Source organism: Bartonella sp. MU37NMGALS (genome assembly GCF_042194015.1).
GTDB lineage: Bacteria > Pseudomonadota > Alphaproteobacteria > Rhizobiales > Rhizobiaceae > Bartonella > Bartonella grahamii.
Genome location: NZ_JBHIML010000003.1, coordinates 196,867 through 211,660, shown reverse-complemented (window position 1 = coordinate 211,660; position 14,794 = coordinate 196,867). Strand labels below are relative to the sequence as shown.

The 14,794-nt window shown below is 38.4% G+C and carries 10 protein-coding genes; 2 read left to right on the top strand and 8 right to left on the bottom strand.

All coding sequences use genetic code 11. The annotated features are described in order from the left end of the window. Nucleotides 1–165: 165 nt before the first annotated feature. Nucleotides 166–663: a BA14K family protein gene (locus tag ACFIJP_RS03395; protein WP_375625539.1), complete on the bottom strand. Its 498-nt coding sequence runs from the start codon at nucleotides 661–663 to the stop codon at nucleotides 166–168. A 167-nt stretch (nucleotides 664–830) separates the two neighbouring features. Here ACFIJP_RS03395 and ACFIJP_RS03390 point away from each other — a divergent pair, with 167 nt between their 5' ends. Next, nucleotides 831–1,928, top strand: coding sequence for a carboxynorspermidine decarboxylase (locus tag ACFIJP_RS03390; RefSeq protein WP_375625558.1), 1,098 nt, complete (start codon nucleotides 831–833; stop codon nucleotides 1,926–1,928). 53 nt (nucleotides 1,929–1,981) lie between these two features. After that, complete coding sequence (locus tag ACFIJP_RS03385; RefSeq protein ID WP_015857100.1) at nucleotides 1,982–3,220, top strand: saccharopine dehydrogenase family protein; 1,239 nt, start codon at nucleotides 1,982–1,984, stop codon at nucleotides 3,218–3,220. A gap of 1,057 nt (nucleotides 3,221–4,277) precedes the next feature. Here ACFIJP_RS03385 and lpdA read toward each other — a convergent pair. From lpdA to zapE, 7 genes are all read right to left on the bottom strand, one after another. Continuing rightward, nucleotides 4,278–5,684, bottom strand: a complete 1,407-nt coding sequence (lpdA, locus tag ACFIJP_RS03380) for a dihydrolipoyl dehydrogenase (protein ID WP_375625538.1) — start codon at nucleotides 5,682–5,684, stop codon at nucleotides 4,278–4,280. A gap of 31 nt (nucleotides 5,685–5,715) precedes the next feature. Then, the gene (odhB, locus tag ACFIJP_RS03375; protein ID WP_375625537.1) at nucleotides 5,716–6,927 is read right to left on the bottom strand and encodes a 2-oxoglutarate dehydrogenase complex dihydrolipoyllysine-residue succinyltransferase; all 1,212 of its coding nucleotides are present in this window, start codon (nucleotides 6,925–6,927) and stop codon (nucleotides 5,716–5,718) included. Between the two features lie 32 nt (nucleotides 6,928–6,959). Beyond that, nucleotides 6,960–9,959, bottom strand: coding sequence for a 2-oxoglutarate dehydrogenase E1 component (locus ACFIJP_RS03370; RefSeq protein ID WP_375625536.1), 3,000 nt, complete (start codon nucleotides 9,957–9,959; stop codon nucleotides 6,960–6,962). Between the two features lie 164 nt (nucleotides 9,960–10,123). Then, nucleotides 10,124–11,026, bottom strand: a complete 903-nt coding sequence (sucD, locus tag ACFIJP_RS03365) for a succinate--CoA ligase subunit alpha (protein ID WP_375625535.1) — start codon at nucleotides 11,024–11,026, stop codon at nucleotides 10,124–10,126. Nucleotides 11,027–11,029: 3 nt separating this feature from the next. After that, complete coding sequence (gene sucC / locus ACFIJP_RS03360; RefSeq protein WP_375625534.1) at nucleotides 11,030–12,226, bottom strand: ADP-forming succinate--CoA ligase subunit beta; 1,197 nt, start codon at nucleotides 12,224–12,226, stop codon at nucleotides 11,030–11,032. 90 nt (nucleotides 12,227–12,316) lie between these two features. Beyond that, nucleotides 12,317–13,279 (bottom strand): malate dehydrogenase, encoded by a 963-nt coding sequence (gene mdh, locus ACFIJP_RS03355; RefSeq protein ID WP_375625533.1) that lies wholly within the window; start codon nucleotides 13,277–13,279, stop codon nucleotides 12,317–12,319. 288 nt (nucleotides 13,280–13,567) lie between these two features. Then, a complete protein-coding gene (zapE, locus tag ACFIJP_RS03350) occupies nucleotides 13,568–14,767 on the bottom strand; it encodes a cell division protein ZapE (RefSeq protein WP_375625557.1) in 1,200 nt (399 codons plus the stop codon). Nucleotides 14,768–14,794 lie beyond the last annotated feature (27 nt).

The window sequence follows — 14,794 nt, the reverse complement described above, 5'->3', positions numbered from 1 at the left end:
CCCATTCCACACTTAATGATAATAAGATTTAATAAAACTTAAAAGCATTTAAATTTAAAAAAACAATGCTTGCATGAAAATGCTGTACACCACACAAATTCTCTCTTTATTGTAAGAACAATAACGCCCACGACAAGAAGCAATTAAAATTTTATTTAATAATTTCTATCCTTTAAAAAAGCGTGATAAACACTGTTTACGCCCCCCGTGAAAAGGCTGAAAACTATTATCATTTTTATTATAAGAGCGATAACGCGCACGGCAAGATTCAATATGTTGTTTAAGCATCCATGGCTCTTTTTTTTCTAATTTTTCCGAAGAAGACGTTAAAAACACTTTTTTAGCATCTGGTACAACTTTTAATGATGCGCCTTTTGTGCTTAAGTGCCGTGATGTAACAAATGCCACTTCAGGATACCACCAATTATCACTATATTTACGATAACCACGCCGATAATGACGATAACCTTTAAAACCATTAAGTTCTCTACGCCCCGTAAAAATCAAAGGCACCGAACTATCTTGGACAGAAGTCTGAGTAACCAGTTTGGCTTTAGCATAACTCCTATTTTTCCCCCAATTAACAAGAGTAGTTGTTATAATGAAAAAACTGCTAACCAATACAAAAGCTAAAGCATAATATAATTTTTTTTTCATACTCATAACGCAAAACTCAAAATAATAAACAACAGTAATTACAGAAAGCCTTTCTCTTGCTAGACAGAAACAGATTCTTTTCTTAAGACTCTTTTTTCTTGAGACATTCTGTTACTCTTTGTACTAAACGTTGATCTTGGTAATAAGATCCTTCAAAAAAGAATGAATAAATGATGATAAAAACCCCCTACTATCTTATAGACAAATCGAAACTCATCAAAAACATGCAAACAATTTCTCGTTTACGGGAAATGTCTGGAGCTAAAATTTTACTTGCTTTGAAATGTTTTGCCACATGGAGTGTTTTTGATTTAATGTCTGAGTTCATGGATGGAACCACATCATCATCCCTTTATGAGCTGCGTTTAGGAAGAGAAAAATTTGGCAAAGAAACACATGCTTATTCGGTTGCTTGGGCCGATCATGAAATTGATGAAGCCTGTAGCTATGCAGACAAAATTATCTTTAACTCAATCCAACAGCTTCAACGTTTTGCCAACGCTACCAAAACCATCCAACGGGGTTTGAGGTTAAATCCAGGAATCAGCGCATCCAATTTTGATCTTGCTAATCCCTCCCGCCCTTTTAGCCGCTTAGGCGAAACCAATCAAAGCGCTATAAAAGAAGTTCTACCCCTCATCAATGGCCTGATGATCCACAACAATTGCGAAAATGCTGATTTTAATCTTTTTAATCAAATGCTTGGGTATATGGAAGAAAAATTTGCAGAACTTTTTTCTGCTGTTGACTGGATAAGCCTTGGTGGTGGTATCCATTTTACCGCTGAAAATTATCCTTTAGAATCTTTCGCAAAACGTTTAAAACAATTTTCTAAAACCCATGGTGTTACTATTTTTCTAGAACCAGGAGAAGCTGCTATCACCAAAAGCACCACATTAGAAGTCAGTGTTCTTGACACATTGTATAATGAAAAGAATCTTGCCATCGTTGACAGCTCAATTGAAGCACATATGCTTGATCTTCTCATTTATCGTGAAAATGCCAAATTAGAACCCAATCAAGGTCCCCATGAAATCATGGTTTGTGGAAAATCTTGTCTTGCTGGTGATATTTTTGGAACATTTCAATTTCAACAACCTCTTAAAATAGGCGATCGGCTGTCTTTTCAGGATGCAGCAGGTTATACAATGGTCAAGAAAAACTGGTTTAATGGCGTTACAATGCCTGCTATTGTTCTCAAAGAATGCGATGGTACACTAACACTTCAACGCCAATTCAGCTATAACGACTATCAGAAAAGCCTTTCATAAAGATCAACCATAAAAACGTCATACAACAGTATTAAAAAGGAGATGAACCTACAATGAAAAAAAATGTTCTCATTATTGGTGCTGGAGGTGTTGCACAAGTTGTTGCACACAAATGTGCTCAAAACAACGATATTCTTGGTGAAATTCACATTGCTTCACGAACACTCAAAAAATGTGAAGCCATCATTGCTTCCATTAAAGAAAAAAACACAATGAAAGAACAGGGTGTTCTCAAAAGCCATTCGCTCAATGCCATGAATGTAGAAGAAACTATAAAGCTCATCCAAAAGACCAAATGCGAAATTGTCATTAATGTTGGTTCTGCCTTTCTTAATATGTCTGTTCTTTCAGCTTGTATTGAAACCAAATGCGCTTATATAGATACAGCGATTCATGAAGACCCGTTGAAAATCTGTGAAACACCTCCTTGGTATGGCAATTATGAATGGCCTCGGCGTCAAGAATGTGAAAAAGCTGGTATAACCGCTATTTTAGGAGCAGGTTTTGACCCAGGTGTAGTGAATGCTTACGCAGCATTAGCGCGTGATAATTATTTTGATAAAATCACAGATATTGATATTATTGATATTAATGCCGGAAATCATGGGCGTTGGTTTGCTACAAATTTTGATCCAGAAATTAACTTCCGTGAGTTTACAGGACAAGTATGGTCATGGCAAAATAAAAAATGGACTTCCAATAAAATGTTTGAAGTCAGCCATGAATGGGATCTTCCCGTTGTTGGAAAACAAAAAGCCTATATGACGGGACATGATGAAATTCATTCATTATCAAAAAATCTCGATGTGGAGAATGTCCGTTTCTGGATGGGATTTGGTGAACGTTATATCACTGTTTTTACGGTTCTAAAAAACCTCGGACTCTTATCCGAACAACCAATTAAAACGGCAGAAGGTCAAGAAGTCGTGCCCTTGAAAGTCGTGAAAGCCGTCTTACCCGACCCTTCCTCTCTCGCCCCAGACTACACAGGAAAAACCTGTATCGGAGATCTTATTAAAGGCGAAAAAGATGGACACCTGCGAGAAATTTTTATCTATAATATAGCCGATCACAAACAAGCTTTTCATGAAACTGGAGCACAAGGCATTTCCTATACCGCTGGCGTACCAGCCGCTGCTACAGCCCTTCTCATTGCTACAGGCGAATGGGATGTTAAGACTATGGTCAATGTAGAGGAATTACCACCCCGCCCTTTCCTTAAATATCTTGATCGTATGGGGCTTCCCACTTTTATAAGAGAACAACAAGAGGATAAAAAATTAGAATTTTAAATTTATACCTATAGAAAGCATATGCTTGATTTTTTAAGTTATCAGAAAACTGCCCAATGAAAACAAACTTAATATTCTCATGTAATTATGGTTTTCAAAAAAATTTTAGCTATTCGTTATATTTTGGCAACATTACGATTTCTTAACAACCTTAAAGAAGAGACATATCATCTTTCTAAGACATAACAAGCAATGATCAAGAAAAACAGAGAAGCAAAAACTAATTTAATCACACTGTATAACTTGTCATTATCATCAAAAAGATAGTGTGATAAAGAAAAGATATAAAAATACCGCTCTTTTAAAAAAGAGTGGTATTTTGTAGAATATTCAATCCCTCCCCTCTTTATCTTAAATGACAAAGATCCTTAACCCACTCCAATCATTAAACAATTAAATTTCTTTGAGCGAATTCCTCTTGGCTTCCCTCTTCATATGATTCATTTTCATATATAAAACATTGATTTATAACAATAAATATCATTTTCAACTTGATTAATAACGCTGAAAACTGTAATATTCTCTTATAAAAACTCTCAAATAATAAAGAGCTTTAGCAATATTGAGAACTGAAAAAGTGCATTCTAACGTCAGCGTATACGTTTACTAAACATAAAGATGATGATGCACAAATAGGTCTTATAACAATTTGAATGAATTTTATATATTTCAAGAGGAACTTTACAGCTATACCATTCACGAGCACCATCGTGAAGTAGGTTTGCGCATTTTGAGAGATGTGTTCTTAAAACAAAGCACGCAAATAGGCTCAGAACCCTATCCTAAATATTTTATAATAGTATAAAAAACCACCCCATATGTAAAACTTTACATAAACCAAACAAACACCACCGCTCTAAACGATAATGCACAACAGGATAATCAATAAAAACTACACAACTGAATTTTAAAACAGTAATTATCGAAAAGCATACAACAAACGGAATATTTCAATATAATTGGTTGTATTCCTTTTTAAAGTTTTAAAATGTTGTTGTATGCTTCACAAATATTTTCTGCCTCCTATGCCTTTTAAAATGTACTTTTTAAAAGCTTTTTAAATATGAAGTGGTTTAGCAAATGTTGCCAAAGCTGCCTCACGCACGGCTTCTGATAAAGTAGGATGTGCGTGGCAACAACGCCCCAGATCTTCTGATGAACCACCAAATTCCATTAAAACTGCAATTTCATGGATCATTTCACCAGCACCAAATCCAAGAATATGCCCCCCTAATACCCGATCTGTTTTTTTATCAGAAAGGATTTTAACGAACCCATCACTCTTTTGCATTGCACGTGCACGACCATTAGCCATAAAAGGAAATTTGCCAACATTATATTCAATACCAGCAGTTTTTAGCTCTTCTTCTGTCCTTCCTACACTCGCAATTTCCGGCTGCGTATAAACAACACTAGGAATGACATCAAAATTAACATGCCCTTTTTGACCTGCCAAAATTTCTGCCACAGCAACGCCTTCTTCCTCTGCTTTATGCGCTAACATTGGCCCTTTTACGACATCACCAATCGCATAAATTCCTGGAACATTCGTCTGCCAATGAGCATCAATTGCAATAAATCCGCGTTCATCTAACTGAACACCAGCCTCTTGTAAGCCAAGCCCCTCCGTATACGGAGAACGTCCAGTAGCAATAAGCACAACATCAGCCTCTAAAGTTTCAGCTGCGCCACCTTTGACGGCTTCAAAAGTCACCTGAGCAGTTGAGCCGGATTGTGTAACAGCTGTTACTTTTGTTCCCGTTTTATATTCTATCCCCTGTTTTTCCATTAATTTCTGAAATTGCCGTGAAACTTCACCATCCATTGAGCCCAAAATTTTATTAAGATACTCAATAATGGTAACTTTAGCACCTAAACGGCTCCAAACTGATCCAAGTTCTGAACCAATAACACCAGCACCCACTACAATCATATGCTCTGGTACTTTTTCAAGTGAAAGAGCTCCCGTAGAAGAAACAATAGTCTTTTCATCAATTTCAACATTCACCCCTGGAATGCCTGAACTCTCTGAACCGGTAGCAATAATAATATTTTTTGTTTCAATTGTTTGTTTATTACCATCTCTGGCAACAACCTCCACATGACCCGCACTCAAAATTTTGGCTGTCCCAAAAAAAGTATCAACTTTATTTTTTTTCATCAAAAAAGAAACACCACTTGTATTGGCTGTCACCACAGCTTTCTTATGAACCATCATTTGTTCAAGATTAAGCTTAGATTTACCAATAGAAATACCAAGCGTTTCAAAACCATGCTGGGTTTCAGAAAACACTTCTGAAGCATGCAACAATGCTTTAGAAGGAATACAACCAACATTGAGACATGTTCCTCCTAATGTTGTACGCTTTTCAATAATCGCTACTTTAAGCCCCAGTTGTGCAGCCTTTATTGCTGCTACATAACCTCCTGGACCTGCTCCGATCACAGCCACATCATAAGACATCCGTTTCTCCTTTCATCCTGAAAACTGTATTTTACAAATCAAGAACAAGGCGTTCCGGATCCTCTAAGCTTTCCTTAACACGTACAAGGAAAGTTACAGCTTCTTGCCCATCCACAATACGGTGATCGTAAGAAAGCGCTAAATACATCATGGGGCGGATCACAACTTGGCCCTCAACAACCATTGCTCGCTCTTTAATCGCATGCATTCCCAAAATACCAGATTGTGGTGCATTCAAAATCGGTGTTGACATCAACGATCCATACACACCACCATTGGTAATGGTAAAAGTTCCGCCCTGCATATCAGAAACGGCTAATTTTCCATCACGCGCAAGACGCCCCAAACGCCCAATCTCTTTTTCAATCTCTGCCAATGACATTTGATCTGCATCTCGCACCACTGGAACAACAAGCCCTTTATCCGTTCCAACAGCAATTCCGACATTGACATAGTTTTTGTAAACAATATCTGTCCCATCAATCTCGGCATTAACAGCGGGAAGTTCTTTTAATGCATGACAAACAGCCTTGGTAAAAAAACCCATAAAACCAAGTTTAACACCATGTTTCTTTTCAAAAAGATCCTTATAACGCTTGCGCAAATCCATCACCGCTGACATATCAACCTCATTAAATGTGGTTAACATTGCTGCTATATTTTGTGCATCTTTAAGACGGCGAGCAATTGTTTGACGCAATTTCGTCATACGAACCCGCTCTTCACGTGTTTCTTGAACAGGAGTTGCCGAAGAACTCGTCGCAGAAGAAGAGGGTGTAGGAGCATTTGTACTTTGTTTTAATCCACCAAGAACATCTTCTTTAAGAATTTGTCCACGTTTTCCAGAACCTGAAATATCGCTTTTTGCAACATTATTTTCAGCCATCAATTTTGCTGCTGAAGGAGAAGGAGGCATTGTACTGCTCGAAGCAGGCTTCTCCGATTCAGATGAAGCTGCTGGAACAAGTGTAGCAGAAGGTGAAGATGATTGGGAGACACCAGCTTCTCCAGCTTCCACCACTCCTAAAAGAGCATTTACTTCAACCGTATCGCCTTCTTTTGCAATGATTTCAGATAATTTTCCCGCAACAGGAGAAGGAACTTCAACGGTTACCTTATCAGTTTCTAATTCAACCAAAGGCTCATCCATAGCGACAGCTTCGCCAAGTTTTTTAAACCATTTGCCAATCGTTGCTTCGGTAACCGATTCGCCCAAAGTAGGAACACGAATTTCAGTAGTCATAATATTTTTCCATACATCAGAGTAGTAATAAATTAAGAACCTAACGCGTCTTTAAGAAACGCAGCCAGTTGTTCAAGGTGTTTCACCATTAACCCAGAGGCCGGTGACGCACTCGCAGGACGTCCTGCATAACGAGCACGTGAATATTGCGCATTAATATGCGTCAAAACCCATTCCAAATAAGGCTCAATAAATGACCAAGCCCCCATGTTTTTTGGTTCCTCTTGGCACCAAAAAACTTCCGCCTGCAAAAAGCGCGACAACACATTCACCAAAACTTTAGCAGGGAAAGGATAAAGTTGTTCAACACGAAGGAGGTAAACATCATCAATACCCTTTTTTTCACGTTCTTCATAAAGGTCGTAATAAACCTTACCAGTACAAAGAACGACACGGCGAATTTTATTATCTTTTTGCAACTTAATGACAGAATCTTTGAGACATTCTGCATCATCAAGCAAAACACGACAGAAACTTGTTTCTGGCCCCATTTCATTGAGAAGAGAAACAGCTCGCTTATGACGTAAAAGTGATTTCGGTGTCATCAAAATCAATGGCTTACGGAAATCACGCTTAATTTGTCGACGCAAAATATGAAAATAATTTGCAGGGGTTGTACAATTAGCAACCTGCATATTATCTTCCGCACAAAGTTGAAGAAACCGTTCTAAACGTGCAGAAGAATGCTCCGGCCCTTGCCCTTCAAAACCATGAGGCAATAAACACACAAGACCAGACATACGAAGCCACTTACGCTCCGCAGAAGAAATAAATTGGTCAAAAATGACCTGTGCACCATTGGAGAAATCACCAAATTGCGCTTCCCAAAGCGTTAAACCACGTGGTTCAGCAAGAGAATATCCATATTCAAAACCAAGAACAGCTTCTTCAGAAAGCATAGAATTAACAACTTCATAAAGCGCTTGCCCTTTTTGTAAATGATTCAAAGGAATATAACGCGCCTCATTTTCTTGGTCATAAAGAACTGAATGACGTTGCGAAAAAGTTCCCCGTTCAACATCCTCACCGGAAAGACGAACCGGTGCTCCTTCCAAACAAAGCGAACCAAAAGCTAGAGCTTCAGCGGTTGCCCAGTCAACACCCTCACCGGTTTCAAAAATTTTAGCACGATTATTTAAAAAACGTTGAATGGTTTTGTGAACGTGAAAACCTGCCGGAATTTCGACAATTTTTTGACCAATTTCCTTTAAAATTTTTAATTCAACACCGGTTGTTCTAGAATGTTGCTCATCAGAACTACTAAAAGCTTTGAGTCCCGTCCAGCTTCCATCAAGCCAATCAGCCTTATTAGGCTTATAAGAAGCACTTGCTTCAAATTCACCTTCAAGCTTATCGCGCCATAATTTTTTTTGTTGCTCAATCTCTTCTAGAGAAATCACCCCTTCTGCTACCAATTGGTCACTATAAAGTTGAAGTGTTGTTTTATGATTACGAATTGCCTTGTACATAAGTGGCTGCGTAAAGGAAGGCTCATCACCTTCATTATGCCCATAACGGCGATAACAAAACATATCAATAACCGCTGGTTTATGGAAAATTTGGCGAAACTCTGTTGCTATTTTTGCAACAAAAACAACTGCCTCAGGATCATCACCATTCACATGGAAAATTGGTGCATCAATCATTTTTGCAACATCTGATGGATAAGGCGAAGAACGTGAAAAACGCGGAGATGTTGTAAAACCAATCTGATTATTGATAATCACATGAAGTGAGCCTGCAACACGATAACCTTTAAGACCTGAAAGACCAAAAGTTTCTTGGATAACGCCTTGTCCTGCAAAAGCAGCATCACCATGAATAAGCAGTGGCATCACTTTTGAACGCTCACTTAATGAGAGTAAATCAGTATGTGCAGGTCCCATAAGTTGATCTTGTTTAGCGCGTGCTTTTCCTATAACAACCGGATCAACAATCTCAAGATGAGATGGATTGGCCAACAGCGATAAATGAACTTTTTTACCATCAAATTCAAGATCAGCTGAAGTTCCCAAATGATATTTGACATCACCGGATCCCTCCACATCATCAGGCTTATAAGATCCCCCTTTGAACTCATGAAAAATAGCCCTATGCGGCTTGGCAAGAACTTGTGAAAGAACATTTAAACGACCACGATGTGCCATTCCTAAAATAACTTCCCTAACCCCTAAAGCACTACCACATTTGATAATCTGTTCAAGAGCGGGAATCAGCGCTTCACCACCATCGAGTCCAAAACGCTTTGTACCTTTATATTTAGTGTCTAAAAACTGTTCGAAACCTTCCGCCTGAATAAGCTTATTAAGGATAGCTTTCTTGTCTTGTTGTGTGAAAGAAGTTTTTTCATCTCGCCCTTCAATGCGTTCTTGAAGCCATGCTTTCTGAACCGGATCAGAAACATGCATATATTCCACACCGATTGTTGAACAATAAGTACGGTTGAGAATTTCAAGCATTTGTGGAATAGTTGCATATTCCAACCCTAAAACATTATCAATAAAAATGGGACGCTCATAATCAGCTGGAGTAAAACCATAAGCTTCTGGAGAAAGTTCCTTATAATCTTCTTGTTTTTCGGCCAATTGAAGAGGGTCAAGCCGCGCACGAAGATGCCCCCGTGCTCGAAAAGCACGAATCATTATAATTGCATGAACGGAATCACGTGTTGCACGAATAACATCTTGCTCACTGGAAGTTTTTCCCTTTTGTGCAGCACCTGTTATTGCTTTTTCCTTTAATTTATCACCAATATATTTTTCAAGAGAAGACCAATCACCATCAAGAGCAGAAACCAATTCTCCATTTGCCTTTACTGGCCAATGATCACTTTGCCATGTCGCCCCTTCAGCATTTCTGAGAACATCTTCTTTATTATCATGAAGTCCTTCAAAAAAAGCACGCCACTGTGAATCAACACTGGTAGGATCTTTTTCATATTGAGCATAAAGCTGATCTATATAATCCGCATTGCCACCATAAAGAAATGATGTCTGTGCAAAAAGGCTCTTTATTTCGTCCTGCCTTGCCATATACCTCTCCGGAACATCTATTCCGTCTCCTTATATCTCTTTTCGACCTTTTAATGCTTACAAAACAAGCAATGATTCAAACATTCAAAAAAATTTTACCTTTTTATACTCAAGTTTTTTCACCTGAATCTAAGAACTTTTTCTTATTCAGATGAAATTTTCTTTTAGCCCTTCAAAACTGACATCAAAGTCTTACCTATCTGTGATGGTGAAGGAGACACTCGAATCCCTGCTGATTCCATTGCCGCAATTTTATCTTCTGCTCCACCTTTACCACCAGAAATAACAGCACCAGCATGTCCCATTGTACGTCCTGGAGGAGCTGTACGGCCAGCAATAAAGCCAACAACTGGTTTTTTACGACCTTTTTTTGCTTCATCTTGCAGAAACTGTGCTGCTTCTTCTTCAGCAGAACCACCAATCTCCCCAATCATAACAATAGACTGAGTTTCATCATCCGCTAAAAACATTTCCAACACATCAATAAATTCAGTGCCCTTAACAGGGTCGCCACCAATCCCTATCGCAGTTGTTTGCCCGAGACCTTCCTGACTCGTTTGAAAAACGGCTTCATAAGTTAAAGTTCCCGACCTCGAAACAACCCCAACAGAACCTTTTCTAAAAATAGAACCAGGCATAATACCAATTTTACATTCATTTGGTGTAAGAATACCAGGACAATTAGGACCGATAAGACGAGACTTTGAGTTTTCTAACCGCGCCTTCACTTTAACCATATCCATAACGGGAATACCTTCCGTAATACAGATAATTAAACGAACTTCAGCTTCAATAGCCTCTATAATAGCTGCCGCAGCCCCTGCAGGCGGAACATAAATAACAGAAGCATCCGCGCCTGTTTTTTCCTTTGCTTCTGCAACATTAGCAAAGATAGGAAGAGTTTCGCCTTTTGAACCTTCCCATGTTTCTCCACCCTTTTTAGGATTAACACCCCCAACCATTTGCGTACCATGATAAGCAAGCGCCTGTTCTGTATGAAATGTTCCTGTTTTTCCTGTAAGCCCTTGAACTAGAACTTTTGTCTCTTTATTCACAAGAATCGACACGGCTTAAGCTCCCTTCACGGCTGCAACAATTTTTTGAGCAGCATCATCTAAATCATCAGCAGGAATAACATTCAAACCACTTTCATTGATAATTGCTTTACCCTGCTCAACATTAGTGCCTTCAAGACGAACAACTAAGGGAACCTTTAAACCAACCTCACGAACAGCAGCAACCACACCTTCAGCAATGACATCACAACGCATAATACCACCAAAAATGTTAACCAAAATGCCCTTAACATTTGGATCGGCCGTAATAATTTTAAAAGCAGCTGTCACCTTTTCTTTTGACGCTCCACCACCAACGTCAAGAAAATTTGCAGGCTCAGCTCCATAGAGTTTGATAATATCCATTGTTGCCATAGCAAGACCCGCACCATTAACCATGCAGCCAATTGTACCCTCAAGAGCAACATAAGCAAGATCATGCTTTGATGCTTCAATTTCTTTTGGATCCTCTTCTGAAAGATCGCGTAATTCTAAAATATCTGGATGACGAAATAGAGCATTATTATCAAAAGAAACTTTTGCATCAAGAACACGTAAACGACCATCTTTCATCACAATAAGCGGATTGATTTCTAAAAGGCTCATATCTTTTTCACAAAATGCCTTATAGAGAATCGGAAAAAGCTTTTCACCATCTTCTCGCGCACTACTTTGTAGTTTCAATGCATCACAAAGTCTTGCACAATCAACCGAAGTAACACCCTCTACAGCATCAATGGGAAGCGTGAATATTTTTTCTGGTGTCTCTTCAGCAACCGTTTCAATATCCATTCCACCTTCTGTTGAAACAACAAAAGCAATTCGACCAACGCCACGATCAACCAAAAGTGAAAGATAAAGCTCCCTTTCAATATCGGCACCATCCTCAATGTAAAGACGATTGACCTGCTTACCCTCTGGACCCGTTTGTTTGGTTACCAAAGTTTTACCAAGCATTTCTTGAACATTTGCAACAACTTCTTCAACAGATTTTGCAAGCCGAACACCACCCTTTGCATCAGGACCAAGTTCTTTAAACTTACCCTTACCACGACCACCAGCGTGTATCTGACTTTTAACCACATAGAGAGGTCCGGGCAATTTTTCCACCCATTTTTCAGCTTGCTCTACAGAATAAACAGCGACACCATTTGCAATTGGTGCTCCATATTCATGAAGCAGACGTTTGGCCTGATACTCATGGATATTCATGCATTTGTCCTTTTCTTTTATGGATCATTATTAATCCTAAAGTTTTAATATTCTAAATACTTAGTTTTAATGAATTAAATCTTGTTCAATTTACTTGAGACTAGGCACAAGAGCAATACAAGCTTTACAAAGCTTTTTAACTGCATTTACTGAATGATCAAAAGCATCTCTTTCTTCTTTATCAAGATCAATTTCAATGACTCGCTCAACACCACCTGCACCAATTACAACAGGAACACCAACGTAGGTATCATTAACCCCATATTCTCCTGAAAGATAAGCTGCAACAGGCACAACACGCTTAGTGTCCTTTAAATAGGCCTCAGCCATAGAAACAGCAGAAGCTGCTGGTGCATAATAAGCAGAACCTGTTTTTAACAAACCAACAATTTCTGCACCACCATCACGGGTACGCTGGATAATTTGATCAATTCTTTCCTGTGTCGTCCAGCCCATCTTTACAAGATCAGGCAAAGAAATACCACCAACCGTTGAATAACGCACGAGAGGAACCATTGAATCACCGTGCCCTCCTAAAACAAACGCTGTCACATCTTTAACAGAGACCTTAAATTCCTCAGATAAGAAATGACGAAAACGTGCTGAATCAAGAACACCAGCCATACCAACCACTTTATGTGTAGGGAGACCTGAAAATTTCTGCAATGCCCACACCATCGCATCAAGGGGATTGGTAATACAAATAACAAATGCTGAAGACGCGTATTTTTTAATTCCAGCTCCAACTTGTTCCATCACCTTTAAATTAATGCCCAAAAGATCATCCCGGCTCATACCAGGTTTTCGCGCAACGCCTGCTGTTACAATAACAACATCAGATCCTTCAATTGCTTCATAAGCATTAGCACCTTTTAAACTGATATCAAAACCGTCGACGGGAGAAGATTCGGCGATATCTAGAGCCTTACCTTGTGGCACACCTTCCGCAATATCAAATAAAACAACATCACCAAGTTCTTTAAGCCCAATAATATGTGCTAAAGTACCACCAATCATACCTGAACCAATGAGAGCTATTTTTTTTCGTGCCATTTTATTTTTTCCTAACTTTTAGATAATTCAGCGCACACCCATCAGCGTCCCTATACTGAATATTTTTGACTTCAACCATATTCAAACAATATCATAAAAAGGAGTAAAGAAATGAAATTTACAAATTTTTCTCCTTACAGAAACAACAAACCTCCGCTGAAACAACTATTAGAAAATTATCACGATGTATCGATAAAGTGAATTTAAAAAAAATACAACAGAATTATTACGTTTCTTTAATTTCAAAGAGTTATTGTTTTTACAGTTTACGTAAAGGTAAAAGTATAATCAATGCTTCTTCTTCAAAAGAAAATGTTCTTCCCAAAGTTTTAAATAATTGTGGCTTTGCATTTCAAAAAGACGTGACTGTGTTCTTTGAAATTCAAATGTTTCCGTAATCTGTGCATTCCCTTTATACAAATCCCCCACCTCTGCCGCTGCCGACATAAATAACCGTATGTGGCGCTCATAAAGAATATCAATAAGCAAAATAAACCGTTTTGTTTCATTGCGACATGTATCATCCATGACCGGTACATTATCAATAAAAATCGTATGATAACGCTCCCCTAATACCAAATACTCAGCCGCTGCCAAAGGCTTTGCACATAAATCTCCATAATCAAAGCGTGCACATCCTGCACCAACGCGCGGAATAGGAATAAGGCGCCCTTTTATAGAAAGCTCATCAGATATCTCCTTATGTCCTTGCAATACAAATGCCCATGCTTGATCCATGCATTCATCTGCTTTTTTTCCTAAAGGTGCTACATACACAGGCTGTAGATTTGATTTTTCAAGACGATAATCTGTTTTTGCATCAAGATTAACAACACGAACATATGCTTTCAAAACTTGAATAAAAGGCAAAAAGAGTTCACGATTTAAACCGTTACAATAAAGGTTATCCGGCGCCACATTTGAAGTCGCAATAAAGAAAATTCCTTTATCAAACAAAGCAGAAATAAGCCGCCCCAACACCATAGCATCAGCAATATCTGTTACACTAAACTCATCAAAACAAAGTACCTTTGCTTCTCGTGCAAGATCTTCAGCAACAGCTAAAATAGGATTATCTTGTTTAAATTTTTCACCCCCAGATGCTTGACGATAAAAATTAATACGCTCATGCACATCAGTCATAAAATCATTAAAATGAGCACGCTTTTTATGACCTTTAGGCAAACAAGAAAAGAACAAATCCATCAACATAGTTTTGCCCCGTCCTACTTCACCAAAAACATATAATCCCTGAAAAGAACCTTTTTCATCCCCTTGTTTTACAACACAAGAAATATTTTGTTTTTTTCTTTTAAATATTCTATTAAAGAAAGAGCAAAATTTCCAAGTCCAAGGACGAGAGATGTTTTGTTCCGCAATTTTTTTTAATAAATGATCAAAATATTCTGTTATAGCTAATTGAGCGGGATCAAAACAAACCTCTCCTTTAGAGACAAGCTCTTTATAACGTGTTGAAACGAGAATCATCCAAACAACCTTTTTCAAACCGTTCTC